This is a genomic window from Motilimonas pumila (assembly GCF_003596335.1).
GTDB classification, from domain to species: Bacteria; Pseudomonadota; Gammaproteobacteria; order Enterobacterales; family CBDFNC01; genus Motilimonas; species Motilimonas pumila.
In genome coordinates this window covers 1-3809 of record NZ_QZCH01000066.1, presented here as the reverse complement: position 1 = coordinate 3809, position 3809 = coordinate 1, and the positions used below count along the sequence as shown (strand labels likewise).

General features: G+C 51.1%; 1 protein-coding gene. It reads right to left on the bottom strand.

Features of this window, described 5'->3' with window-relative positions; translation table 11 throughout:
• The coding region (locus D1Z90_RS20190) for an RHS repeat-associated core domain-containing protein (RefSeq protein WP_119912580.1) at window positions 1–3809 on the bottom strand (3809 nt) is incomplete at both ends.

The window sequence follows — 3809 nt, the reverse complement described above, 5'->3', positions numbered from 1 at the left end:
GCCAAGCCAAACGGGTCAATAAACGACAGCGCATTGCTGCCCACATACGCAAACGTATTGATACCACCGCGCAGCCCTATCGGATCACTCTGCGTATAACGCCCCGTCTCCGGGTTATAATGCCTAAAGTAGTTGTAATACAAACCACTCTCTTCATCCGCATACTGCCCCGCAAACCGCAGGTTTATCTGCGTGCGCTCATCCAGGCTCTCCGCTTCTCCCAGACCAAACGCATTACTTTCCCAACGCCACACCAACGCGCCCGCCTCATCCGTCGCACGGCGCGGTGTATTTAAGTGGTCACTGTGAAGGTAAACAACTCGGCGCTCACCCGTTTGTTGGTCGGTGCTAATCTGCGCCACTGGGATGTTATTCAGCCACGCATAATTAATACTGCGACTGCGCTCCCCCACTTGCACTTGCTCACTCAGCAACTTCCCTTGCGGGTCATAGTGAAACTGTTTGGTTTCATCTTTCAGATAGTGGTATTTAACCACCCGCTGTCCCAGCGCATTGTATACATAACGCGCCACCACATTGTGATTGTTAAAGTAGTGCGTGGGACGGTTTCGTCCATTGTAAATAAACGCTTCATCCGCCGCCGCTACACCCACTCGCACCGGACTTTGCTCGCTGCCGCTCTGATTAACTTGAACGGCTTGCCCCCCCGCACTGACCATGCGGTTTGAGCCTGACGCGTAAGTAAACGGGGTTTCGTTAAGAATATTTCTTTGCGCTTGCAGGGCTACCGTCTGCTGGCGCGTACGGTTACCCACTTCGTCATAATGATATTGTGTTTCTGTCTCACCGTCTGACTCTCGACTGATACGATGCTGGGCGTCATAGTGCACCTGCTGCTGACGTGTTTTACCCTGCTCTATTGCATCGATTTGGGTGATGTTATTGAAACTATCAAAGGCGTAAACCTGCTGCCACAACGCGCCATCTTCACCTTCATGCTGCAAGGTGATTTCGCCCGTTCGACCGTCTACATCACGTCGCTGGCGATACTCGGTGCCATTGCCATTTTGCCACGCTACCGGACCATCAAACGCTTGGTACTCAATATCACTCAGTAACGCCGTGCCACTGTCTACCAACACCACATCGTGAATGCGCCCACGTTGCCACACATACTCTAAATGCATGCCATCAGGGTAAATAATGCCCACTTGCTGGCCTTGCGGATTATGTAAGTACTCTGTAACGCTCTCTCGCAGGTCATCTGCCCCCACCACTAACGTTCGGACATCTTTAACCCGCTGACCTAACGCATTATAGTGATAACGACTTTCTCCCGACGCATCTTGAGTGCTTGTAAGGCGTCCCACTCCAAAGCTTGATTCTGCTTCGTCGTAGCCATAATAAATACTTTCATCAAGATAATGCACCGCCAACGCGCGCCCCAGTGCATCCCGCTCAAAACGCACACTACCTGAACTCAACAGGTGACCTGCTGCGTTGTACGTTTTATGTACCTTACCTGTGTCTGGGCTCACTTGCTCAATTAGGTCACCAAAACCGTTGTAACGGTACCTGGTGACAGCGCCATTAGCTGCCTCAACTTCACTGAGCAACCCTTGCCCATCATACTTAAAGGCCGTTTCACCTTGTTGTGGGTCAACCAACTTACGTAACTGGTTTAACGTGTCATAATGCTTGGTTGTGGTCAGCTTGCCATAAATACTGTGCCCCCTCGCCTCAATGCGTGACATAAGGTCATTACGGTTATAGCCAAACCGCGTATCTTGCCCCTCATTACCTAACTGGCGCATCACCCTGCCCAACTCGTCAAACACACGAGTGTTGCGATAAGTCAGTATGCCTGTTTCATCATTCACTGACAGCGTTCGCCACAACCCAGTTACAGGGTCGACTTCAAGGCTAATCGTTTCTCCAAACTGATTTCGTACCTGCGTTAAGTGCCGCGCGGCATTATATTCAAACTGATATTGCGTGCCATCATTGACCAAAATATCTGACACTAACCCATTCGCGGTATAGCGCAATTCATAAACGCGTCCAGCTTGCTGCAAGCCTATTAGCTGCCCCGACACATCGTAATTAAGCCGTGTCTCTGTGCCATTGGCGTCCGTCATTCGCTGTGGCAAGCCAGCCTCATGGTACTCATCGAACAACACGGTGTGACCCAGCTCATTACTGCGTGATACCAGTTGTCCCTGTTGGTTAAATTCTTGCGTGACGACATCGTTTTGCTCTGATAACGGGCCATCAATGGTAAGGGCCGCAACATAACGCTGCTCTGAATCAAAGTAACGGTACTGGTATTGCCATGTGCGCGACTCACCCCCTTGCTGCGTCAGGTCAACTTGCTCTTTGGTCGCCACTCGCCCTTGTGCCGTATAACGAAAACGCTCTTCTAAATAATCTTGCCACTGGCCGCTTTCATTCTTTCCCTGGTAACGCACTGACTCTGCCAACGGTAAAGAAGCATGCCACTGCGTACTTGTCCGCTGCATGCTACTTGTCTCTATCGCTTGTTCATTCTGCCAGCGATACCCTTCTGTCACTTCAACCAACAATCCTCGTCCATTGCGCACGTAGCGGGTAGCATTTTGTTCTTTATCTATGGCGTATTCTACAAAGCCTCGTGCGTCATACACATAGCCATTCTTGGTTGCGGGGCAGTTCGTGCTTGGCTCGCCTTCCACCTTCGTCAAGCGGCGCACACCATTGATTCGCTCAAAATGATATACCGCTACTTTGCCCGCGGCATTCGTCACTTTGGTGCTGCTAGCACTGATATATTCGAGCGTTACCCGCTCTAACCCCTGACCTCGCTCACTGCTAATCGCACGACCTTGCTCATCGTAGGACCAGCTAACAAAACGGCGCTGCATTTCATCCGTGATACCGGTTAGTCGACTAGGGTGCTCACTGTCTTCATAGTGATAGCTTATCTGGCCTCGCGTGCCCTGCGCCGATGTTAGCTGGCCTTGCGTGTAACCATAATTGACTTGCTGCCCGCGACTATTTGTCACTTGCACCAGCAAACCTTGCTCATCATAAACGAGGCTCAGTCGCTCGCCATAAGCACTTTCAACTTGGCTCAACAAGCCTTGTTCGTTATAGCGCAATACTTTCGCCTGTCCTTGCAAATTACGCTCTCGCACTAAACGACCGTGTGCATCGTAAACCTCTTGCACACCTAAACTGCTCTCATAGCGCCAACCCGTCGCTTGCCCTTCTTTACCAAATAACGGGTAAACCCTTGCCGTCACACCATTTTGCGCTTGCCAAAAACCTTTTTCTTTTTTGAAATAATACCGGTTGCCTTTGTCTCGAACCGCCGCCATTTCGACACCGCTGTCACTGACAAAAATGCGCTTGCTGTAGTTATGCTGCCAACCTTTACTCAACGAAGACGACAGGCTTGTGCCTAAGCTGTTATACACTCGAACAAAGGGGAGCCCGCCACTCCCCGAGCTGATGATATCGACTTCACGCTGAAATTTATTGCCTGAAATAATATTGATGGGGTTGCCCGCAAAAGGCTGAAAATCGGGGTTGGTATCGTCTGCACCGCCCACGGCGCACATCTCGCCACCAAGGCCACTGTCGACGATATTGTTTAATAAGTCATCACTGCCCGGAGGCGCATTGTCAACAATTTCATCCCAAGAGCCACCCGCGCCACCAGTAACATCGCCATCATCTCCCGCGCCATCGTCATCGCCATTGCCGTCAGCATCGCCATTGCCGTCACCAGCATCGCCGTCACCTCCACCTGAGCCATTATTCCCAGGGTTAATGTCACCTGCATGCACGCCGTCTTGCCAAGGGTTTTC